A 21,786-nucleotide genomic window follows, 5' to 3' on the forward strand; every position below is an offset into this window, starting at 1 on the left:
GGAGAGCTGGCATGAAAAAAAACAAAACTACCCACCTCATGGCCGGCATCTTAATGCTATGCTATGCGGTGGTTTTTTTGATTATTACCGGAAGATTCGTTTATGTTGAGGCTACAGGAAAGGTTTCTGGAATGGACCTTAACAAGTGGGCTGAGAGCAAAAGGACCTCATCCTACACACTGCACGCTGAACGAGGAAAGATTTTTGACAATAGCGGCATGACCCTAGCTTATGACCGACCAGCGTATCGCGTCTATGCTGTGCTTGATCCTGCCTACTCGGAGAATTCGGATAAGCCTTTGCATGTTACAGATGCGCATAAGACGGCGAAGCAGCTTGCCCCGATGCTCGACATGGCTGTTAGCGAAGTGGAGAGCAGAATAGAAGCAGGCATGCGCAAAAAAGCATTCCAGGTCGAATTCGGCGTAAAAGGCAAGAACATTTATCAGAGCAAGAAGGACGCAATTGAAAAGAAACATATACAAGGCATCCAATTTGCTGAAGAACCGAGCCGCTACTATCCAAACGGTCTGTTTGCTTCACATATCATTGGTTTTGCAAAGAGAGACGATAAAGGCGATATCAATGGAATTGCCGGTATGGAAAAAGAGATGGACTCAATCCTTAAGGGAAAGGATGGCTACATCTCTTATAAGCGGGATAAATATAATAAAAAGCTGCTTAATCCAGATGAAGTTGTCAAAAAACCACATGATGGTAAGGATATTCATTTGACAATCGATCAAAAAATCCAGACATTGCTTGAGGATGTAATGGGTAACATGCAGCAAAAATATGATCCAGAGCGGATGATCGCAATCATTATGAATCCGAAGACTGGTGAGATTGTGGCAATGAGTAACCGGCCAAGCTACAATCCGAATCAGCCAAATGATGTGGAAAACTGGTACAATGATGCGATTTCTACACCTTTTGAAGCTGGTTCGACAATGAAAATGTTCACTTGGGCTGCTGCAATTGAAGAGAATGTTTATAATGGAAATGAACTGTACAAGTCAGGACGTTACAAAATAAATGAACGTACAGGCCCAGTAGTCGACCATAATGGTGGAGAAGGCTGGGGACCGATTTCATACGATGAAGGGTTTCAACGTTCATCGAATGTTGCAGCCGCAAAGCTCGAATGGGAAAAAATTGGACCTGATAAGTATCTTCAGTATTTAAAGTCTTTCCATTTTGATCAGAAGACAGGAATTGACTTACCAGGAGAAGTATCTGGGAAAATCTTATACAACTGGCCGCTTGAGAAGCTGACAACCTCCTTCGGTCAGGGTAGTACAGTTACCCCGATCCAGCAAATGACTGCCGCAAGCGCTATTGCAAATGGCGGCAAGATGATGCGACCTTACATCATTCAAAAAATCGTAGATCCTACAACAAAGAAAGTTGTAAAAGAAAAGAAACCTGAAGTCATAGGCCAGCCGATTTCTAAAGAAACGTCTGAGCAGATGCGCGAATTACTGGGTTCAGTCGTAACAGGCGAAGAGGGAACAGGTAAAGCATACAAGCTTTCTGACTACTCGGTTGCTGGTAAGACTGGAACCGCTCAAATTCCGAGAGAAGACGGACCGGGCTATATGTACGGACATAGTAATTATGTGTTCTCATTCCTCGGGATGGCACCAAAGGATGATCCGCAGTTGATGATGTATGTTGCGGTTAAGCAGCCGAACTTAAAACCGACTGAGGTAGGCAGCGAACCAGGGGCATTCATCTTTAAAAATGTTATGGAAAATGCCTTGCAATACATGAATATCAATCCGGATATGAAGAAAGAGAAAAAGACAAAGGCAGTTAAAATGCCTGATCTTGAAGGGTTGACAATCGAAGAGGCAAAACAGAAACTTAAAGAAAGCGGATTGGAAGCTGTGGTCATTGGTGATGGTAAGCAAGTCACTGAAGTGAGTGAAAATGCTGGTGAGCCGATGTTATCAGGAGACAAAGTAATGGTACTGAGCGATCAGCCTGTAATTCCGAATATGAAAGGCTGGTCCATGCGTGAAGTCCAAGAATTTGCGAATTTAGCCGATTTGAAGCTTGAGACAATCGGTAACGGATTTGCAACAAGACAAAGCATTAAACCAGGAAAACCTTTCAAAAAAAATGCATATCTCGGTGTCGAATTCCTCGAACCGGGAGAAAAAGAAACGAAACAACAACCTTCAGAAGTCCGATGATAAAAGTCTAAAGGAACGTTCCATAACTTATGGAACGTTCCTTTTTTGTTTAAAGGGAATATGCCGCAAAAGCTGAAAGGCTTTAGGGATGGAATGGTTTTTTTACTTAGAGCTATTCTATTTTTTCTCTTTTTGCTAACGGTTCTTTTCTATTGGCCTGTTTCATATATTATGTGCAAGCCTGTCTATGAAGAGGGGATTGCAGATGAAACGTGTATCAAATGTTATAGTCAGAAGGCGGATTGTTACTGTATTTTTATTTGGTTTGCTCATTTTTTCGGTGATTATGGTCCGACTTGGCTATGTCCAGTTCATCATTGGGGATAAACTTACTGGCATGGCGGATGACTCATGGAGCCGCGATGTAAAGTTCGAACCGAATCGAGGAAAGATCCTTGACCGTAATGGTGTTGCGTTAGCTGAAAATGTATCGGCACCTTCTCTTGTTGTCGTGCCGCGCCAAATAAAGAATCCGCAACAAACTTCTGAACAGCTCGCAAAAATACTCGACATGCCTGTCAAAAAAGCTTATGAAAAGCTGACGATGCAGACGAGCTCAGTTGCGTTTAAGCCGGAAGGTAGAAAGTTATCAGATGAACAAGCGAAGGCGATACGAGCATTAGATCTCGATGGGGTTTATCTTGCGAAAGATGCAAAACGCCACTATCCATATGGTAATCATCTGTCACATGTACTTGGATTTACCGGTATTGACAACCAAGGGCTCATGGGACTGGAATTGTACTATGACGAAAATCTGAAAGGAGAGAAAGGCAGTCTCTCATACTATTCAGATGCTAAGGGCAGAAAAATGAAACAGTTGGCAGACAGATATACTTCTCCCCAAGATGGACTTGATTTGAAGACGAGCATTGATTCCAAGGTCCAGACTATTATTGAGAGGGAGCTAGATATCGCTGTTGAGAAGTACAATCCGGACGGTGCGCTAGCTATTGCTGTCAATCCGAAGACCGGAGGCGTCCTAGGTATGAGCAGTCGGCCAAATTTTTACCCCGAAAACTACCAGGAAGTCGATCCTAAAATCTTTGATCGCAATTTGCCGATCTGGAGCACATATGAACCTGGATCCACTTTTAAAATCATCACGCTTGCTGCAGCACTTGAAGAAGGACTTGTAAATCTTGAGAAGGATACATTTAATGACTCAGGTTCGGTGACAGTTGGGGGAGCAAGGTTGCGCTGTTGGAAGAGTGGTGGACATGGGCATCAGACTTTCCTTGAAGTTGTCCAGAACTCATGCAACCCCGGTTTTGTAAGCCTCGGTAATAAACTAGGCGATAAAAAACTCTTTTCCTATATTCGCAACTTTGGTTTTGGCTCAAAGACAGGAATTGATCTTCAAGGAGAAGGAAGTGGTATTCTCTTCAAGCCTGAAAATGTCGGACCGATTGAACTGGCGACGACAGCATTCGGCCAGGGAGTATCTGTGACACCAATACAGCAAGTCATGGCAGTAGCAGCTTCCGTTAATGGTGGCTATTTGTATGAACCACATATTGCCAGTGAATGGATTGACTCAAAAACAGGAGAAACGGTAGAGAAAATTGAACCGAAAATAACACGCCGTGTCATTTCAGAAGAAACGTCCAAAGAAGTTCGGAATGCTTTGGAAAGCGTAGTAGCGAAAGGAACTGGAAGGCCTGCATTTGTGGAAGGGTTCCGAGTAGGGGGAAAAACAGGGACAGCCCAAAAAGTAGGTACTGACGGTCGCTATATGAAAAACAACCATATTGTTTCCTTTATCGGTATTGCACCAGCCGATGATCCGGAAATTGTTGTCTATGTTGCGGTAGATAACCCTAAAGGAACTGTTCAGTTCGGGGGCGTTGTTTCCGCACCAATTGTTGGTAATATAATTGGTGACAGTTTGAGGGCAATGGAAGTGAAGCCACGTAAGAAGGGACTTGATAAAGAAGTCCAATGGCCAGACATGCCGAAAGTGGAAGTACCTGAATTGATCGGTCTGGAAAAAGAAGAACTACAAAAATATATGACCAATCTAAAAATCGAAACGAGCGGAAAAGGGACACATGTTATCGATCAGGAACCTCGAGCAGGGACTAAAGTTGAAGAAGGCACAAAAATCAGAATTTACTTATCTTCCGAAAGCGTTCGTGATTGACTCCCAAATTTGCTATAATATCTATTGGAAGAAAGGCGTTTTTCATAAATTAGTTCGAAAAACCGTCAAAAAATGATATTTTCTTTCGGAATAGTATATTTCAAACTTTGTGAGATGGGATTGTTCTGCTATGAAACTAGGTAAACTGATAGAAAGCCTGCCATTCAGTAAATGTCCGGAAGGCAGCGAACAGATTGAAATTGAGACAATAGAGATGGATTCAAGAGCCGCAAGAAGCGGTGCTCTTTTTGTATGTGTCAAAGGTTTTACGGTTGATGGTCATGATTTCGCGTCACAAGCGGAGGAAAAAGGCGCTGCGGCAATTATAGCCGAGCGTCCGCTTGATGTCAGCGTCCCGGTCATCATCGTCTCAGATACAACACAGGCGTTAGCGGAACTCTCGAACTGCTTCTATGGAGAACCGACTCGCAATATGAATCTGATCGGAGTAACAGGTACAAATGGCAAGACAACAGTTACATACTTGCTAGAGCAAATCTTCAATAGATTCAATCAAAAAACTGGTATTATCGGTACAATTCAAATGAAAATCGGTGACGAAACAATACCGTCCGAGAATACAACACCGGATGCACTTCTGCTCCAGAAAACTTTCCATAAAATGCAGGATGCACACGTGGATACTGCCATTATGGAAGTATCATCCCACGCGCTTGATCTTGGCCGTGTTCATGGCTGTGATTTTGATGTAGCAATTTTTACGAATCTATCTCAAGACCATCTGGATTATCATAAAGACATGGATGAATATTTACATGCAAAAAGCCTCCTATTCTCCCGTCTAGGCAACATATATGGTAATACTGGTCGTAAATTTGCCATTTTGAATGCCGATGATAAGCATTTTGATTATTTGAAAAGAAGTACGGCTCAGCATATCCTTGCCTATGGCATTGAGAATGACGCTGATATTAAGGCGGAAAATGTTGAGCTTGCTGTTACTCACACGGCATTCAAACTAGTTACTCCTTTAGGAGAGACAGAAATTTACAGCCATCTTATCGGCATGTTCAACATTTATAATATGCTTGCTGCAGCAGGTGCTGCCATCGCAAAAGGTGTCCCGCTTAACATAATCAAAGAAGCATTCGAGGCGATTCCAGGGGTGGATGGCCGATTTGAAGCTGTTCGCGAAGGTCAGGATTTCGCAGTAATAGTCGACTATGCCCACACACCTGATTCCTTGGAGAATGTTCTTCTGACAATTAAAGAGTTCGCGAAGGGTAAAGTATATGTCGTTGTAGGCTGTGGAGGCGATCGTGACCGTTCAAAACGCCCGCTTATGGCAGGAATTGCAGTGAAGCATGCGGACCAGGCAATTCTTACATCCGATAATCCGCGTACTGAAGATCCGGATCGCATCCTCGATGATATGGCTGAAGGGCTTGATCCAGCAGTTTATACTCGTATTACGGATCGTAAAGAAGCGATAGAACATGCGGTCAACTTGGCTGAACCGAATGATATCATTCTGATTGCAGGCAAGGGACATGAAACATATCAGATAATTGGCCATACAAAGATTGATTTTGACGACAGGGTGGCAGCACGCGAAGCCATTCGCCGCAAAGGAGAGTAAATAATGTTTGCGATTGATTTTTTACAGCAGCTTTTTCCTGACAATCAGCTGAATGGGAAATTTGCAGGTGATGAAATCAGCCAAGTTTCGACAGACAGCCGAGGGGATTTATCCGGCAGCTTGTTCGTTCCGCTCCGCGGCGATCGCTTTGATGGCCATGACTTTGCGAAAGGTGCAGTAGAAGCGGGAGCAGTTGCAGTTCTATGGGATCGGACGCTTCCTGTTCCGGGAGAAATTCATTCAAGCGCTGCTGTATTTTTTGTTGAAGATACGCTTCTTGCACTTCAGCAATTGGCACAAAGCTATCGTAAACTCGTTGATCCGCGCGTTATTGGAATTACCGGTTCCAATGGTAAGACGACGACCAAGGACCTTGTAGCTGCAGTTCTCGGCACAAGCTTACGGACACATTGGACAAAGGGTAACTTGAATAATCATATTGGAGTGCCACTTACCATTCTGGGCATGCCTCGCGATACGGAGATGCTCATCGTGGAAATGGGTATGAATCATGCGGGGGAAATCGAGCTGCTTTCGAATATTGCCCAGCCTGATTACGCAATAATTACAAATATAGGTGAATCCCACATTGAATATCTAGGTTCGCGAGAAGGAATAGCTGCTGCCAAATTGGAAATTGTCTCAGGCCTCTCAAATGAAGGCAAACTGATCATCGATGGCGACGAGCCATTACTTGAGACAGTTCACGACTCAAGCCAGACAATTACATGCGGTTTTTCAAATGCGTGTCAACTTCAAATTGTAAATGCATCAGTAATCGATGAAGGTACTATATTTTCTCTAAGAGACGGTACTGAGTTCAAAGTTGGGCTTTATGGCCGTCATCATGCAAAGAATGCAAGTTATGCGATTGCACTCGGGCGTTTGCTTGGTATAAGTGATGCCGCCATTCGTGAAGGTCTTGCAAATATTATGATGACAGGGATGCGTTTCCAGAAGGTCGAAGGCAGAAATGGTGCGATGTTGATTAATGATGCATACAATGCGTCACCGACTTCCATGAAAGCTGCAATAGATGTGGTCCGTGAAATGGATGGATATGAAAGGAAGATCGTCATTCTCGGTGATATATTCGAGCTCGGTTCACATGCACAAGAGCTGCATATTTCAGTAGCACCGCATATTAAGGAACCGATTGACGCCCTCTTTACATACGGAGAGTTGTCTAAACTTATTGGGACTAAAGTTAACGAACTTGATCCACAGATCGCAACAGCTCATTATTCTGATGCAAACGGACTTGTCCAAGCGCTGGAACCGTATCTTGAAGCAGGTACTGTCCTGCTGTTCAAAGCATCTCGCGGCATGAAGATGGAACAGGTTATTAACCTGCTTGCCGTGCAAGAGACAAATCAACTGTAGATAAAAGAGACAGTTTTCAAGCAAAGGGGGAAGAGAAATGAACACTACAGTATTAATCATGACAATTGCCATCGCCTTTTTGATTACCGTCCTCCTGTCGCCGATTTTCATTCCGTTCCTCAGACGGTTGAAGTTCGGCCAAAGCATCAGAGAAGAAGGACCAAAATCACATATGAAGAAATCCGGTACGCCTACGATGGGCGGGATTACAATCGTGCTGAGCGTCATTCTCACATCGATTATCATGGTCGCAAAATTCAGTTCTGCTCCGATCGGCTATGAATTGTGGCTTCTCATTTTCGTGTTGGCCGGATACGGGCTGCTTGGCTTCCTTGACGATTTCATTAAAGTGGCGATGAAACGAAATCTTGGCCTGACTTCAAAGCAAAAAATGTTCGGCCAGATTGTAATTGCGCTCATCTTTTATTTCGTATTGCGAATGAATGATTTTCCAACATATATCCAAATACCTGGAACGAGCATTCAATTCGATCTTGGTTGGGGCTATGCAATACTCGTCCTATTTATGCTCGTCGGTGCTTCGAATGCCGTCAATTTGACGGACGGACTTGACGGTCTGCTTGCTGGTACTGCAGCTATTGCCTTCGGTGCTTTTGCAATTTTGGCATGGTATGGTTTCCCACAGATTGAAGTTAATATTTTTGCATTGGCAGTTGTCGGTGCATTGCTCGGCTTCCTAGTGTTTAACGCCCATCCTGCAAAAGTGTTTATGGGAGATACCGGTTCACTCGCACTTGGAGCAGCAATTGCAGCAATTGCGATTTTAACTAAGCTGGAAATACTTCTAATTATCATTGGCGGTGTATTCGTCATTGAGACCTTGTCTGTAATCATTCAGGTCATATCATTCAAAACGACAGGAAAGCGTGTATTCAAAATGAGCCCGCTGCATCATCACTATGAATTGCTAGGCTGGTCGGAATGGCGTGTCGTAACTACATTTTGGCTCGTCGGCCTGATCTTTGCGGCTCTGGCCATTTATATTGAGGTGTGGCTAACATGAAACAATTGATTGATTTTCCATATAAATCGGCACTCGTGCTTGGACTTGCAAAAAGTGGAACAGCTGCAGCGGACCTGTTGCTGAATCAGAGTGTCAAAGTAAGAGTGAATGACATGAAGACGGAAGAAACAGATCCGATTGTCACTGATTTGAAAAGACGTGGAGCGGAAGTTGTTCTCGGCAGTCATCCGCTATCTGTTCTGGACGGTATTGATTTGCTCATCAAAAACCCTGGTATTCCATATGACCATATCATCGTTGCTGAAGCGGAAAAACGTGGTTTGCCAATAATCACAGAGATTGAACTTGCAAGCGAACTGGCCGAGGGACCGATCATCGGCATTACCGGCTCGAACGGTAAGACAACGACAACAACGCTAGTCCGGGAAATGCTTGCTGCTAGCAATGTACCAGTAAAAGCGGCAGGCAACATCGGAAAAGTTGCAGCGGAGACAGTGCAGAGTATGGGAAAAGATGAGCGGCTCGTTCTGGAACTCTCATCTTTCCAATTGCAGGGGACAATCAAATTCCATCCGAATGTCGCAGTGTTTCTTAATCTGTTTGAAGCCCATCTTGATTATCACAAGACGATTGATAATTATCTGGAAGCGAAAAGCAAGATTTTCGCAAATCAGTCAGAAGATGATTTTCTAATCTACAATGCTGATGATGAAAAGGTTTCAAAAGCGGCCCAATCAGCTAAATCTCAAAAAATCCCGTTCTCTCTAAAGCAGCATCTTGAAAACGGTGCATGGGCTGACGACAATGCAGTCTACTTTAGAGGTGAGGAAATTATAAAGCGCGCTGAAATTGCTCTAGTCGGAGAACATAATCTGTCAAACATTCTTGCAGCTATCAGTGCATCTAAGCTAAGCGGGGCAACGACAGAAGGAATCCGTTCCGTTTTGAAGACCTTTTCTGGTGTAAAGCATCGGCTTCAATTTGTCACAGAGCTTCAGGGACGTTACTTTTATAATGACTCCAAGGCGACGAATATCCTTGCAACGGAAAAGGCGCTATCCTCGTTCACTAAGCCGGTGATTCTATTGTGCGGAGGTCTTGACCGTGGTAATAGCTTTGAAGAACTGGAACCAAGCCTTTCAGGTGTAAAGGCAATGGTCGTTTTTGGTGAAACAGCAGCAAAGCTTACACAATCCGGAAAGGCAGCCAACATCGATCAAGTTGTCCATACAGACAATATGCAAGAGGCAGTCGAGGCTGCTTGGAAACTATCTGAACAAGGAGATGTCATTCTCCTTTCACCAGCGTGTGCAAGTTGGGATCAGTACCCGACATTTGAAAAAAGAGGCGACATGTTTATAGAAGCGGTGCATACCCTTATATAGGGGGTTGTACTGCTCGCATATTTATAGAGACAGAATCATTGACACCCCTCATTTCCAATCAGGAAGAAGGGGTGTTTTCTTTTGTCTAAATTAAATACGAGACATCAGCCACAAGTGGACAAGGTACTGCTATTCATCATCCTTGCTTTGCTAGCAGTTGGTGTCATTATGGTTCTCAGCTCGTCGTACGTGTGGGCGGAATATAAATATGATGATCATTTATTCTTTGCCAAGCGCCAACTTTTGTTTGCCGGAGTAGGGGTTGTCGCTATGTTCTTCATTATGAATGTTCCGTATCATACATGGGAAACACACGCAAAATTGCTTCTGATTATTTGTTTTGTATTGCTTGTTTTGGTCCTTGTTCCAGGGGTGGGCCTCGTAAGGGGAGGAGCGCGTAGCTGGATTGGAATCGGAGCTTTCAGTATCCAGCCTTCAGAATTTATGAAGCTTGGTTTGATTGCATTTTTGGCCAAATTCCTTTCGGAGAGGCAAAAGTACATGTCCTCGTTCAGAAAAGGATTCTTGCCCGCGGTTTCTCTCGTCTTCATAGCATTCGGTTTTATTATGCTCCAGCCAGATCTCGGTACAGGAGTTGTCCTTGTCGGGACATGCATGCTTATGATCTTTGTCTCTGGAGCTAGTATTAAGCATTTCTCCGGGCTCGCTGCACTTGGAGTTGGGGGATTCATTTTCCTGATTGCTTCAGCGCCATACAGAATTAAACGAATTACGGCCTTTCTTGATCCGTGGCAGGATCCTAGAGGAGATGGATTCCAAATCATTCAATCTCTATATGCAATTGGACCTGGAGGCCTGATGGGCACGGGAATTGGAAAGAGTCTGCAGAAATATTTCTACTTGCCAGAACCTCAAACTGATTTCATTTTCGCAATCCTGGCAGAGGAACTGGGCTTCATAGGAGGAGCAGCAGTTATTGTCCTATTCATTCTTTTCTTATGGAGAGGAATTAAAATTTCACTTGAAGCACCTGATGGTTTTGGAAGGTTGCTTTCATTGGGTGTCATTTTTATGGTGACAATTCAGGTTATGATCAACGTCAGTGTTGTTATTGGATTAATTCCGGTCACTGGAATAACACTTCCGTTTCTTAGTTATGGGGGCTCATCACTCACACTCACCCTTATGTCGGCAGGCGTCGTATTGAATATAAGCAGGCATTCCCGTTTATAAATTCGATTTCCCCTTAATTTTCCGGTCATATGGGTAGGATGAGAATAACAGTTGACGTTATTTTGTGATATAATTCAATATGTTCACGGCAAAACGGCTTTCCAAGGAATGCCGTTTTTGTGCTGATTACGAAAAAAGGACGAGAGGCATGCAAAGAAGGAAAAATATCCTGTCTATTGAAGAACACATACCGAAGTTCAAAGATGCTAGAAAAAAGAAACAGAATCGCAGGCTCATCACCTATTTGTCAATCTTTTTCCTTTTAATCTTTTTTGTAATCTATATCCAATCTCCACTGAGCCGCGTACATACTGTCCACGTGAAGGGGAATGCTCTGCTGTCAGACAGTGAAGTAAAGAAGCTGACTGGCATCAGCAGGAAAACGAATATCTGGTCAGTTCATAAAGAGGAACTGCAACAGAAGCTTGAGAAGAATCCACTTATAAAACAGGCGACTGTTTCGAGAGATTTTCCTAATACTGTCTCTATCAGTGTCAAGGAATATACACGAATTGCCTATATCATTAAAAATAAAGGCTATGAACCCTTATTTGCAAGTGGCAAGACTGTTGATAAATTCCGGACAAAGTCTATTCCCGGAGACGCCCCTGTCTTATATGGATTTAAAAATTCCAAGCAATTGGAGGAAATGGCGGCGGAGTTGGAAAAGCTCAATCCGGGCATTCGCAAGCTGATTTCAGAAGTCCACTTTAATAATCAAAGTGACAAAAATGAGAAGCTTGAATTGTTTATGAATGATGGGCTTATTGTCAAAGCGGCAATTCATGATTTCGCAAAAAAAATGGAAGTATATCCATCAATTGCTTCCCAAATCAAAAAAGGGACAAAAGGCATTGTGCATATAGGTGTCGGTGCTTATTTCGAAAAAATAGAATCCCCGCATGACGAAAAAAAAGACCAGAATAATAGCACAGAAGAACCGATTCAGTAGGATTTTCATATAAGAAGAAGCCTTCCGGACTCGTAAAAAGGAAATTCGGCTATTCTTTTGAGAAAATAAAGGACTCTGGGACATTTTTGTTGAAATGTAATTCTGTATATATTTTTTAGCGGAAATCTTGCAGAAATTCACAAATTCAAGCACATACGTTTGCCTTTTTTGTTCTGAATGAATTTTTTATATGACCATTCTGTTTCAGGCGTGCGCTGTGCCTCGGAAAATGCTAAAATAATAGACTATGAGATAACATTTGAAAATGAAACTTGACAATATTGAAATTATGAAAATGACGGAAACAGGAGGTGCCATCATTGAAAAACAGTGAAATACTCGTTGGACTGGACATTGGAACAGCCCAAATTAAAGTGATTGTCGGAGAAGTATTTGATGACTCACTGAATATTATCGGTGTCGGCACGGCTGCATCAAACGGAATGCGCAAAGGAGCCATTGTTGATATAGATCAGACTGTCCATTCGATTCGCAATGCAGTCGAACAGGCGGAAAGAATGGTTGGCATGCAGATTGAAAGTGTGGTTGTCGGTATTAACGGGAACCATATACAGCTTCTTCCATGCCACGGTGTAGTAGCAGTTCAAAGCGAGAATAGAGAGATTGATGATGAGGATGTAACACGGGTTATTGAAGGTGCTCGTGTCATTTCCGTCCCGCCAGAACGGGAAATCATTGATGTGATCCCTAAGCAGTTCATTGTTGACCAGCAGGATGAAATTACGGATCCACGTGGTATAACAGGTGTACGTCTAGAAATGGAAGGCACAATCATCACTTGTCCGCGGACAATCTTACATAACAATCTGAAATGTGTAGAACGAGCTGGATTGCAAGTAACTGATATATGTTTGCAGCCGCTTGCTGCTGGTACTGTAGCTCTATCAAGAGATGAGCGGGAGCTTGGTGTTGCGCTTATCGATATCGGTGGAGGCTGCACTACTGTGTCTGTTTTCGAAAACGGACATCTTGCTATGACGAGTGTCATTCCGTTAGGCGGAAGTACAATTACAAAGGACCTTTCTATCGGTCTCAAGACTTCTACTGAGGAAGCGGAAGAGATTAAACTTAATTATGGACATGCTTTCTATAATTCAGCGAGAGAAGAAGAGACATTCGAAGTGAAATTGATTGGAAGTAATGAAAAAGAAACATGCAATCAGTTGCAGCTGTCTGATATGATAGAAGCCAGAATGGAAGAAATCTTCCTACTTGCTGAACAGGAAATCCGCAAGATGGGCAAACATTCACTTTCTGGGGGAATCGTACTCACAGGCGGTACAATGAAAATGCCAGGAGTTCTTGAACTCGCTCAGGATATTTTCAGAACGAATGTAAGAATCGCCATTCCTGACTATATTGGAGTACGTGAACCGCAATTTGCAGCAAGCATTGGAATCTTGCAATTTGCCTACCATAATGCGAAAATCCAAGGTAAGGATCTTAATCCTTCTTTAGGCGGCGAACAGATTCAGGAAGAGCCGCAACAAACACGAGTTCAACAAAAACAGCAAAAAACAACTGCCGAAAAGAAACCGGCTAGGAAAAAAGAATCCAAGTTTGCGAGCATGTTCAAATATTTCTTTGATTGATCTGCAAATGACGGATCTCCCGTTTCGCAATGTGATTTTGCATATTAGGAGGAGCACAATATGTTAGAGTTTGATACAAATATGGACCAGCTTGCAACGATCAAAGTAATCGGTGTCGGCGGCGGCGGGAATAATGCCGTAAACCGAATGATTGAGCATGGAGTAGAAGGTGTTGAGTTTATTGCAGTCAACACAGACTCCCAGGCTTTGAATCTATCAAAAGCTGAAGTGAAATTGCAGATTGGCGGCAAGTTGACACGCGGTCTTGGTGCCGGAGCCAATCCTGAAGTAGGTAAAAAAGCAGCAGAAGAAAGCAAAGAACAGTTGGAAGAAGTCCTGCAGGGAGCAGATATGATTTTTGTTACTGCCGGCATGGGTGGAGGTACTGGTACCGGTGCTGCACCAATCATTGCTCAAATTGCCAAAGATCTTGGCGCTCTAACTGTAGGTGTTGTGACACGGCCATTTTCTTTTGAAGGAAGAAGACGTGCAACTCAGGCGATTGGTGGAATCGAATCATTAAAGAGCGCGGTTGACACGCTAATCGTTATTCCGAACGACCGATTGCTTGAAATTGTTGATAAAAATACGCCGATGTTGGAAGCTTTCCGTGAGGCGGACAACGTACTTCGTCAAGGTGTACAAGGTATCTCCGACCTGATTGCAAAACCAGGGTTGATTAATGTAGACTTCGCGGATGTCAAAACGATCATGTTCGACAAGGGGTCTGCATTAATGGGAATTGGTGTCGCAACAGGGGAAAACCGTGCTACTGAAGCTGCCAAAAAGGCAATTTCCTCTCCGCTCCTTGAAACATCTATTGATGGAGCACATGGCATTTTGATGAATATTACAGGCGGAACGAACTTGAGCCTTTATGAAGTACAGGAAGCAGCAGATCTCGTAACTTCTGCAGCAGACAATGAAGTAAATGTTATCTTCGGTTCTGTCATCAACGAGAATCTAAAAGATGAAATTGTTGTTACCGTAATTGCCACAGGCTTTGATGAAACGATTCAGCAACAGCCGAATCCGATCAAGCAGCGCCCGGCAATCAATCATCAGCAACAGCAAGCTCCACGTATGATGGATGAACCAGTGCGTGAACGTGAACCACAGCAACAGCAGCCGCTTCATAACCAGCGTACTGCACCTAAAGAAGACGATATGCTTGATATTCCAACATTCCTAAGAAATCGAAATAGAAGAAGATAAAGCATACCGCATCAGGCGGCCGCATCTATAATTGCGGCCGCCTGATTTTTTGCTATTCACTTCTATTTATTTTGCTATCGGATTTATATAAGTCTCGACAAGACCTTTGCAAAGTAGTGTAAATTAGCCCTGCTTTCAATACATAAACTGACAGACTTTGCCTATAGGCTTGGCTATAATTGATTCAGCAGCTGGCGCACAGCTTTGGTTGGGAAAGGAATGATTAAGTGCAAATATACCTGGATGCAGTCTGGCTTCTGAATTTGCTGCTTGATTGGATGCTACTTTTACTGGTGAAAGCGCTTACCAGAGATGAAACTGTACATCCTAGAATGTTCTTAGGTGCAGTCGTCGCTTCATTGATTGTACCGCTAACAATCTTTTATCCTGAAATGATCCTGACTACAGTACCTGGCAAGATTCTTTTTTCAGTCCTCATTATATTAACTACTTTTAAATTTAAAAGTTTTAGGCGCAGCGGCAAACAGTTGCTTCTATTTTATTTTTTAACTTTTGCTGTTGGAGGCGGTTTAACTGGTCTTCATTTTATGCTCAACCAGCCATTCGCCATACATTCTGGTGGGGTCATGACGATGAACAGCGGTTATGGCGATCCGGTCAGCTGGCTATTTATCCTTGTAGGTTTTCCAATCGTATTGCTTTTTTCCAAAAGGAGAATGGACGAGCATGCGTCAGAAAAGCTCCGATATGATGAGATTCATCCCGTTCGGATTCAAATTGATGGTAAAGACAAGACAGTTCCAGGTTATATAGACAGCGGAAACCAACTTAGCTGTCCGCTCACGAAAAAGCCGGTTGTCATAGGGGATGCGTCTTTAATGAACACTTGGCTAAGGAGTGAAGAAATGCTGGAACTTAAAGCAGCGAGCGAGAAGATGGATCCTGCACGTATCCCATTGCGTCTCCAACATTTGGTACAGCTTATTCCATACCAGGGGGTCGATGGCTCTACTTCATTCATGTGTGCTTTACGTCCTGATTTTATTGAAATTATGTACGAGGACAAGTTCATTCATGTGGACAAAGTACTCATTGGCATACAATTTGGCAACATGACTGCAGATAAAACTTATCATTGTTTATTGCACCCGCAACTAATTCAGCAGTCTTTAGTATATTCTGCGTAGATTTTTTATTATAGAAGGGAGAGCGTATTAATTGAAAAAGTGGATACTCCGTTTTCAGACGTGGTTCATAAAGCTTAAAATAAGACTCGGTTTTAAACCAAAAGAAATTTACTATATTGGCGGGAAAGAGGCATTACCCCCGCCGCTTGATAAAGACGAAGAGCAGGTTGTGCTGGCACAGCTTGCTGAAGGAGACGAGAGAGCACGTTCCACGTTAATTGAACGTAATTTAAGGCTTGTCGTCTACATTGCCAGGAAGTTTGAAAATACCGGAATTAACATTGAAGACTTGATTAGTATTGGTACAATTGGACTGATTAAAGCGGTTAACACATTTAAATTAGATAAGAAAATTAAGCTTGCAACATATGCATCAAGGTGTATTGAAAATGAGATTCTAATGTATCTCCGCCGCAATAATAAATTAAGATCCGAAATTTCTTTTGACGAACCTCTTAATGTCGATTGGGACGGCAATGAATTGCTTCTTTCTGATGTTCTTGGAACGGATAGTGACATCATTACAAAAGATCTTGAATCCAGTGTGGACAAAGATCTTTTAAAAGATGCCTTGTCGCAACTGACAGATCGCGAAAAGCAAATTATGGAGCTCCGCTTCGGACTTGCAGGAGAAGAAGAGAAGACACAAAAAGACGTAGCCGACATGCTTGGAATTTCACAGTCATATATATCACGGCTGGAGAAAAAAATTATCAGGCGACTACAAAAAGCTTTCAATAAAATGGTCTGAATTGTAAATACCAAGTAAAAAATGTATTTGCATAAAACAATTTCCTCCCGGAGATACTGTCCATGAACAGCATCGTCAACTGGGAGGAAATTCATTATGATGAGACATAAGGTTGAAATATGCGGCGTCGATACATCTAAGCTGCCTGTTTTGAAGAACGAGGAAATGAAAGAACTATTCGTTAAATTGCAGTCAGGCGAACTGTCTGCAAGAGAAAAACTGGTGAATGGCAATTTGCGACTAGTGCTAAGTGTCATCAAACGTTTCAATAACCGTGGAGAATATGTCGACGATCTGTTTCAAGTCGGCTGCATCGGGCTGATGAAGTCGATTGATAATTTTGACTTGAAGCACAATGTCCGTTTTTCAACATATGCTGTGCCGATGATCATTGGTGAGATACGCAGATACTTAAGAGACAACAACCCGATACGTGTTTCGAGGTCCTTGAGAGACATTGCCTACAAAGCTTTACAAGTAAGGGAAGACTTGATTAATAGAACGTCCAAGGAACCGACAACGATGGAAATTGCGAAAGAGATGGAGATTCCGCACTCTGATATCGTCTTTGCACTTGATGCAATACAGGATCCTGTTTCGCTTTTTGAACCGATTTACAATGATGGCGGTGACCCAATCTTTGTAATGGACCAGATTAGCGATGATAAGGATGACGAGCATTCCTGGGATGATTATTTATCCTTGAAAGAAGGGATGCGCCAATTGAATGACAGGGAGAAGCTCATTCTAACTAAACGCTTTTTTCAAGGAAAAACCCAAATGGAAGTAGCGGAGGAGATTGGAATTTCACAGGCTCAAGTATCCCGTCTCGAGAAGGCTGCAATCAAGCAAATGAACAAAGAAATGTTCGAATAAAGAGTTTGCCGTAATGGCAGACTCTTTTTTTGCTGTAATGGCAGATGTAATGACGCAAACTGAGCATATATATTTAAAAAGAAAGGGAGGATTTCTATGATAACACTATCCGAAATGCAGGCGCTGGAAATTATTGCAGTAGAAGATGGAAGCAGGCTTGGTAATGTTCTGGATTTAGAAATTGATGCAGATAGAGGACAAATCACTGCACTTGTCGTTGCAGAGCAGTCTGGAGGAGGTTTTTTTAAAAAGCAGGAGGAGAGGCTTATTCAATGGGAACATATTCTTAAAATTGGCTCCGATGTCATTCTCGTTAAAACTGAAAGCTGACCTATGCACCTGCAGTTAAAACATGGAGAATTTTTGTTCAAAATGGTAAGATGAAGGGAGAATAACCAGGAGGCGGATGATGATGACAGAGCCTTTCGTGAAAGACCAGGCTGAACCTTCCATATTATTTATAGATTTTTGGCAAAATGAGATGGCGGGACTTGTTGCCGGTTTTACGAGACGAGCAGAAGGTGTAAGTGGAAAGCCATTTAACAGTTTCAATTTTGGACTTCATACAAATGATAAGAAAGAAAACGTCATAAAGAACAGGGAGCTGCTAGCTGAAAGGCTTGATTTTCCGCTAACAGACTGGGTACTTGCAGAACAGATTCATGGAACTGAGATTGCTGTTGCAGGAAAAGAAGAATGCGGAAGGGGCACGATGGATCTGAACACAGCAATAAAAGGAGTCGACGGTCTCGTTATTGATCAGTCTGGAATTTTATGTGCTGCATTTTTTGCAGATTGTGTCCCGCTTTTTTTCCTTGATGTGAAGAAACAGATAGCAGGAATCGCACATGCTGGCTGGCGAGGAACAGTCGGCGGAATGGCCGGAAAAATGATTGAGCGCCTTCTTGCCATGGGTTCAGAGTTACAAGATCTGCGTGTGGCAATCGGTCCCTGTATTTCTGGTGACAATTATGAAGTAGATAACCGGGTCATTGAGCAGATTCCCGAGAAGTTTAGACCTTTAGTTGTGAAGCACTTGGCAGAGGAGCGTTTTCTTCTGGACCTTAGAAAACTTAATCATTCGCTGCTCTTGGAAGCGGGCGTTAAAGATGAGCAGATTGAAGTAACTGAAAGATGCACATTTGCAGATGAAGATGATTTCTATTCATATCGAAGGGATCAGGGCAATACGGGCAGAATGTTAGGTTTTATCGGTTTTAAATGAACAATATACTAAGAAGGGGTAAAATCAAATGATCAAAGTAGACGTCTCGAATAATTTGCATGGAATTGAACAGGACATTCGGGAGGCATGTGAGAAATCCGGCCGCAGCCCGGAAGAGGTTAAGCTTATCGCCGTAACAAAATATGTTACAATTGAAAGAGCAAAAGAAGCTGTAGAAAATGGCATCAAGGATCTCGGAGAAAACCGTCCGGAAGGTCTCCTTGAGAAAAAAAATGCGATTGGCGACGAAGCAACATGGCACTTCATTGGTACATTGCAATCTCGCAAAGTGAAGGAAATTATCGATGTTGTTGATTACATTCACTCGCTTGACCGAATGTCACTCGCTAAAGAAATTAATAAACGTGCTAGCCGGGTCATTGACTGTTTTGTCCAGGTGAATACAAGTGGTGAAGAGTCCAAGCATGGGCTGGAACCTTCAGAGGTATCTGAGTTTATAGATAAGCTGGTAGACTACCCTAATATAAGAGTGGCCGGATTGATGACAATGGCTCCTAATATTGAGGACGAAACTGAACTCAGAAATTATTTCCGTAAATTAAAAGAATTACGCGATGAAATTAGCAATCGTCATCTATCTCATGCTCCTTGCATGTTCCTCTCAATGGGAATGAGCAATGATTATAAGATTGCAATTGAAGAAGGAGCCACACATATCCGTATCGGCACTAAACTTGTCGGAGCGGAACTGAAGAGGTGAAAATATGAGCTTCAAAAATAAAATCAAGTCATTTTTCACAATGGACGATGAGTACGAGTACATCGAAGAAGAAGTGGAAGAACCTGTAAAGGAGCCGTCTCCTTACCCTGTTCAAAAAGAAAAATCGGATAAGGTTGTTAGTCTGAAAGCGCTGCAACAGTCAAACGCTAAGCTTGTCATTTGTGAACCGCGTTCTTTCAATGAAGCGAAAGATATAGCCGATAACTTGATTAATCGCCGTGCGGTCATTATCAATTTTCAAATGTTGAATTCTGAAATTGCCAAAAGCTTCATTGATTTTTTAAGCGGCACTGTATATGCCCTTAATGGCAGTATTCAGAAACTTGGACCAAAAACATTCCTATGTACTCCCGATAATGTGGATGTATCAGGTGCTGTTTCGGAAATATTTAACGACGAAGAGCAATTCAGGTAAAGAGAGGTACCTTTGATGGACATGCTGATTAATGTATTAGGCACGGCTTTAAGGCTTTACAGTTACGCGATTATCGTATATATTCTTTTGTCTTGGTTCCCAGGGGCGCGAGATTCAGCATTCGGCCATTTCCTTGCAAGGATTTGTGAACCATTTCTGGAACCGTTTAGAAAGATCATTCCACCGATTGGAATGATTGATTTCTCTGCATTCGTTGCAATTATTGTTCTAAATCTGGCGCAAATGGGGCTGCAGCAGCTCTACTTCATGTTAGGTTAGGTCTTTAAAATGTCGGGACTCTATCAGCACTTTAGAAAAGACGAGCACCCTTTTATTGATCAGGCCCTCTCCTGGATCAGCCATGTAGAGCTTGTATATGAATCCAAATTGACTGATTTTCTTGATCCGCGCGAGCAGGACATTCTTCGCTCGCTCGTCGGTTTGGGCAACGATACGATTCGTCTTGAATTTTACGGTGCAAATGAGAATTCAGAACGCAAACGTGCCATCATCGCCCCTTTCTATGAAGAACCAGTACCAGATGATTTTCAAATTGTCGTACTTGAGGCGAAATATCCGGAAAAATTCGTTCAACTAGAACATCGTGATTGTCTAGGTGCTTTTATGTCACTCGGCATCGACCGAAAGAAGCTTGGAGACATGATTGTAGAAGAGGGTCTAATCCAAATTGCAGTTGGTTCGGAAATTGCTTCATATGTTCAGGCGAATCTTGTATCCATTAAGCATGCAAAAATAAAGCTTACTGAAGTCTCCCATGAAACTTTCCGCCTTACACCTGCACATTGGGATGAATCCGCTAAAACAGTTTCGTCATTGCGCCTTGATGCTGTCATTGGAGAAATTTACAATCTTTCACGGAAAGTAGCGCAAGAGGCGATTGCAAAAGGTTTGGTAAAAGTAAACTACAGACTGATTGAGGACAGTAAATTCCAATTACAGGAAGAGGATATGATTTCCTTGAGAGGAGAAGGAAGAAGCAAAATTATTGCGATAAAAGGGACTACAAAGAAGGATAAAATACGCATTACATGTGCCCGTCTCATGCCATCTTGAGTACTCTTATGCTCGTTCTTGTTGGATAATGACGAAAAAGGTAATGAAATCATAAACGCAATAAGATATAATCAAATGCAAAGGAGGTGGCTTTAATGCCATTAACGCCGCTTGACATTCATAACAAAGAATTTTCAAGACGCTTTAAAGGATATGATGAGGATGAGGTCAATGAATTCCTCGATCGGATCATCAAAGATTATGAGGCCATTCTTCGGGAGCGCAACGAGCTTCAGGAAGAAGCGAGGGAGCTCCAAGAAAGACTTGGCCACTTTACAAATATCGAAGAGACTTTGAACAAATCTATTCTCGTAGCACAGGAAACTGCAGAAGATGTGAAGAGCAATGCCCAGAAAGAAGCAAAGCTCATTATCAAAGAAGCAGAAAAGAATGCTGATCGTATCATCAATGAAGCACTTACTAGATCCCGCAGCATTTCCCTTGATACAGAAGAAATGCGCAAACAGGCAAAAGTATTCCGTACACGTCTGAAGATGCTTGTTGAAGCTCAGTTGGAAATGATTCGTACTGACGATTGGGACACTGTGCTTGCTGATGAAGATACTGAAGACGAAGCGAAAGTCAACTCTTGACGCAGGACTTCAAATTACATATAATCTTTAGAAACAAATGACGATTTTCGGCTGTGCGTGGCACGGATCCCGAGTTGAATATGAAAAGCGATGATAGAGACAGTAGGAAGGATTAAGCTGCATTAGCGAGCCGGAGAATGGTGAAAGTCCGGTACAGCTTTCCTTTTGAATATCACTCTTGAGCATTCATTCGAAAAGGATTGCTATTGAGGTAGGTAGCGGTCCCAAGTAGGATTGAACGGCACATTCCCGTTATGAATGCATCTTAAAGAGACATGCGTCTTTTTTAATGAG

At 42.7% G+C, this 21,786-nt stretch carries 20 protein-coding genes and 1 other annotated feature (1 of these 21 cut by a window edge); all 20 genes read left to right on the forward strand.

From position 1 onward, the window contains the following. The first annotated feature begins 11 nt into the window (after window positions 1-11). The 20 genes from QR721_RS05600 (at window position 12) to QR721_RS05695 (ending at window position 21,492) form a co-directional block, all read left to right on the forward strand. Window positions 12-2,198 carry a penicillin-binding protein gene (locus QR721_RS05600; RefSeq protein ID WP_348029471.1) on the forward strand — a complete coding sequence of 729 codons (2,187 nt, stop codon included), beginning with the start codon at window positions 12-14 and terminating at the stop codon, window positions 2,196-2,198. 205 nt (window positions 2,199-2,403) lie between these two features. After that, the gene (locus QR721_RS05605) at window positions 2,404-4,341 is read left to right on the forward strand and encodes a stage V sporulation protein D (RefSeq protein WP_348029472.1); all 1,938 of its coding nucleotides are present in this window, start codon (window positions 2,404-2,406) and stop codon (window positions 4,339-4,341) included. A gap of 130 nt (window positions 4,342-4,471) precedes the next feature. Next, on the forward strand, window positions 4,472-5,941 hold the full coding sequence (locus QR721_RS05610; protein ID WP_348029473.1) for a UDP-N-acetylmuramoyl-L-alanyl-D-glutamate--2,6-diaminopimelate ligase: 1,470 nt from the start codon (window positions 4,472-4,474) through the stop codon (window positions 5,939-5,941). 3 nt (window positions 5,942-5,944) lie between these two features. Continuing rightward, on the forward strand, window positions 5,945-7,324 hold the full coding sequence (locus QR721_RS05615; RefSeq protein WP_348029474.1) for a UDP-N-acetylmuramoyl-tripeptide--D-alanyl-D-alanine ligase: 1,380 nt from the start codon (window positions 5,945-5,947) through the stop codon (window positions 7,322-7,324). Between the two features lie 37 nt (window positions 7,325-7,361). Beyond that, the gene (mraY, locus tag QR721_RS05620) at window positions 7,362-8,348 is read left to right on the forward strand and encodes a phospho-N-acetylmuramoyl-pentapeptide-transferase (RefSeq protein ID WP_348029475.1); all 987 of its coding nucleotides are present in this window, start codon (window positions 7,362-7,364) and stop codon (window positions 8,346-8,348) included. Then, window positions 8,345-9,694, forward strand: a complete 1,350-nt coding sequence (murD, locus tag QR721_RS05625) for a UDP-N-acetylmuramoyl-L-alanine--D-glutamate ligase (RefSeq protein ID WP_348029476.1) — start codon at window positions 8,345-8,347, stop codon at window positions 9,692-9,694. The genes mraY and murD overlap by 4 nt, the downstream gene beginning before the upstream one ends. Before the next feature lie 81 nt (window positions 9,695-9,775). Continuing rightward, entirely contained in the window at window positions 9,776-10,888 is a 1,113-nt protein-coding gene (spoVE, locus tag QR721_RS05630; RefSeq protein ID WP_348029477.1) for a stage V sporulation protein E, read from the forward strand. A gap of 148 nt (window positions 10,889-11,036) precedes the next feature. Next, entirely contained in the window at window positions 11,037-11,840 is an 804-nt protein-coding gene (locus tag QR721_RS05635) for a cell division protein FtsQ/DivIB (protein WP_348029478.1), read from the forward strand. A gap of 320 nt (window positions 11,841-12,160) precedes the next feature. After that, window positions 12,161-13,453 carry a cell division protein FtsA gene (gene ftsA / locus QR721_RS05640; RefSeq protein ID WP_348029479.1) on the forward strand — a complete coding sequence of 431 codons (1,293 nt, stop codon included), beginning with the start codon at window positions 12,161-12,163 and terminating at the stop codon, window positions 13,451-13,453. Window positions 13,454-13,513: 60 nt separating this feature from the next. Then, on the forward strand, window positions 13,514-14,668 hold the full coding sequence (gene ftsZ / locus QR721_RS05645) for a cell division protein FtsZ (RefSeq protein WP_348029480.1): 1,155 nt from the start codon (window positions 13,514-13,516) through the stop codon (window positions 14,666-14,668). 227 nt (window positions 14,669-14,895) lie between these two features. Further along, window positions 14,896-15,816, forward strand: a complete 921-nt coding sequence (gene spoIIGA, locus QR721_RS05650) for a sigma-E processing peptidase SpoIIGA (protein WP_348029481.1) — start codon at window positions 14,896-14,898, stop codon at window positions 15,814-15,816. A gap of 31 nt (window positions 15,817-15,847) precedes the next feature. After that, window positions 15,848-16,567 carry an RNA polymerase sporulation sigma factor SigE gene (sigE, locus tag QR721_RS05655; protein ID WP_348029482.1) on the forward strand — a complete coding sequence of 240 codons (720 nt, stop codon included), beginning with the start codon at window positions 15,848-15,850 and terminating at the stop codon, window positions 16,565-16,567. A gap of 96 nt (window positions 16,568-16,663) precedes the next feature. Further along, complete coding sequence (gene sigG / locus QR721_RS05660; RefSeq protein WP_348029483.1) at window positions 16,664-17,443, forward strand: RNA polymerase sporulation sigma factor SigG; 780 nt, start codon at window positions 16,664-16,666, stop codon at window positions 17,441-17,443. A gap of 96 nt (window positions 17,444-17,539) precedes the next feature. After that, on the forward strand, window positions 17,540-17,773 hold the full coding sequence (locus QR721_RS05665; RefSeq protein WP_348029484.1) for a YlmC/YmxH family sporulation protein: 234 nt from the start codon (window positions 17,540-17,542) through the stop codon (window positions 17,771-17,773). Window positions 17,774-17,855: 82 nt separating this feature from the next. After that, window positions 17,856-18,668, forward strand: coding sequence for a peptidoglycan editing factor PgeF (pgeF, locus tag QR721_RS05670; RefSeq protein ID WP_348029485.1), 813 nt, complete (start codon window positions 17,856-17,858; stop codon window positions 18,666-18,668). A gap of 28 nt (window positions 18,669-18,696) precedes the next feature. Then, window positions 18,697-19,389 carry a YggS family pyridoxal phosphate-dependent enzyme gene (locus tag QR721_RS05675; protein WP_348029486.1) on the forward strand — a complete coding sequence of 231 codons (693 nt, stop codon included), beginning with the start codon at window positions 18,697-18,699 and terminating at the stop codon, window positions 19,387-19,389. 4 nt (window positions 19,390-19,393) lie between these two features. Beyond that, window positions 19,394-19,825, forward strand: coding sequence for a cell division protein SepF (locus tag QR721_RS05680; RefSeq protein ID WP_348029487.1), 432 nt, complete (start codon window positions 19,394-19,396; stop codon window positions 19,823-19,825). Window positions 19,826-19,840: 15 nt separating this feature from the next. Next, window positions 19,841-20,104, forward strand: coding sequence for a YggT family protein (locus tag QR721_RS05685; RefSeq protein WP_348029488.1), 264 nt, complete (start codon window positions 19,841-19,843; stop codon window positions 20,102-20,104). A 9-nt stretch (window positions 20,105-20,113) separates the two neighbouring features. Beyond that, on the forward strand, window positions 20,114-20,899 hold the full coding sequence (locus QR721_RS05690) for a YlmH family RNA-binding protein (protein WP_348029489.1): 786 nt from the start codon (window positions 20,114-20,116) through the stop codon (window positions 20,897-20,899). Between the two features lie 95 nt (window positions 20,900-20,994). Beyond that, the gene (locus tag QR721_RS05695) at window positions 20,995-21,492 is read left to right on the forward strand and encodes a DivIVA domain-containing protein (protein WP_348029490.1); all 498 of its coding nucleotides are present in this window, start codon (window positions 20,995-20,997) and stop codon (window positions 21,490-21,492) included. An 81-nt stretch (window positions 21,493-21,573) separates the two neighbouring features. Then, window positions 21,574-21,786, forward strand: a binding site (T-box leader) (it continues 30 nt past the right edge of the window).

Origin of the sequence: Aciduricibacillus chroicocephali, from assembly GCF_030762805.1 — a bacterium.
GTDB lineage: Bacteria > Bacillota > Bacilli > Bacillales > Amphibacillaceae > Aciduricibacillus > Aciduricibacillus chroicocephali.

Bases quoted from the DNA above. Each gene is read 5' to 3' on its own strand.
- QR721_RS05600 (WP_348029471.1), top strand. From the start codon at position 12: ATGAAAAAAAACAAAACTACCCACCTCATGGCCGGCATCTTAATGCTA.
- QR721_RS05605 (WP_348029472.1), top strand. From the start codon at position 2,404: ATGAAACGTGTATCAAATGTTATAGTCAGAAGGCGGATTGTTACTGTA.
- QR721_RS05610 (WP_348029473.1), top strand. From the start codon at position 4,472: ATGAAACTAGGTAAACTGATAGAAAGCCTGCCATTCAGTAAATGTCCG.
- QR721_RS05615 (WP_348029474.1), top strand. From the start codon at position 5,945: ATGTTTGCGATTGATTTTTTACAGCAGCTTTTTCCTGACAATCAGCTG.
- mraY (WP_348029475.1), top strand. From the start codon at position 7,362: ATGAACACTACAGTATTAATCATGACAATTGCCATCGCCTTTTTGATT.
- murD (WP_348029476.1), top strand. From the start codon at position 8,345: ATGAAACAATTGATTGATTTTCCATATAAATCGGCACTCGTGCTTGGA.
- QR721_RS05635 (WP_348029478.1), top strand. From the start codon at position 11,037: ATGCAAAGAAGGAAAAATATCCTGTCTATTGAAGAACACATACCGAAG.
- ftsZ (WP_348029480.1), top strand. From the start codon at position 13,514: ATGTTAGAGTTTGATACAAATATGGACCAGCTTGCAACGATCAAAGTA.
- sigG (WP_348029483.1), top strand. From the start codon at position 16,664: ATGATGAGACATAAGGTTGAAATATGCGGCGTCGATACATCTAAGCTG.
- QR721_RS05665 (WP_348029484.1), top strand. From the start codon at position 17,540: ATGATAACACTATCCGAAATGCAGGCGCTGGAAATTATTGCAGTAGAA.
- pgeF (WP_348029485.1), top strand. From the start codon at position 17,856: ATGACAGAGCCTTTCGTGAAAGACCAGGCTGAACCTTCCATATTATTT.
- QR721_RS05675 (WP_348029486.1), top strand. From the start codon at position 18,697: ATGATCAAAGTAGACGTCTCGAATAATTTGCATGGAATTGAACAGGAC.
- QR721_RS05680 (WP_348029487.1), top strand. From the start codon at position 19,394: ATGAGCTTCAAAAATAAAATCAAGTCATTTTTCACAATGGACGATGAG.
- QR721_RS05685 (WP_348029488.1), top strand. From the start codon at position 19,841: ATGGACATGCTGATTAATGTATTAGGCACGGCTTTAAGGCTTTACAGT.
- QR721_RS05690 (WP_348029489.1), top strand. From the start codon at position 20,114: ATGTCGGGACTCTATCAGCACTTTAGAAAAGACGAGCACCCTTTTATT.
- QR721_RS05695 (WP_348029490.1), top strand. From the start codon at position 20,995: ATGCCATTAACGCCGCTTGACATTCATAACAAAGAATTTTCAAGACGC.